Below are 348 nucleotides of genomic sequence, written 5' to 3' on the forward strand. Positions count from 1 at the left end.
CCTCTTGGGCAAGGTTGAAATATAGCGCAATTCCAGATGAAATGGCCCCTAATAAAGCACTAATTGCTGCACCCGCTAAAGCTAACTTCACAGGTGTTTATCCACCTGGTGAAGAAGACCCAATTCCATATACAATGCTCGCTCCAAACGCAGCCCCAATAAAAGATGCGATTACGAACATTAAATAAGGTGAATTAGGGAAGAATGCGTACATAATTGCAATTCCAAATACAGCTCCATCTGTAATTCCCATTAACGATGGTGTAGCAAGTGGATTTCGCGTCATACCTTGCATAATTGCCCCTGATACTGCTAAAAAGGCACCTGCAACTACGCCCCCTATTGCTC

Annotated in this window: 1 pseudogene; it reads right to left on the minus strand. The window is 43.7% G+C overall.

Annotated elements, in window-relative coordinates:
* A pseudogene (locus ACSG5Z_RS29805) lies at positions 1-348 on the minus strand (iron chelate uptake ABC transporter family permease subunit); the annotation flags it as partial.

The sequence above is a fragment of the Bacillus pretiosus genome, from assembly GCF_051294775.1.
In the GTDB taxonomy this organism is placed as follows: domain Bacteria; phylum Bacillota; class Bacilli; order Bacillales; family Bacillaceae_G; genus Bacillus_A; species Bacillus_A wiedmannii.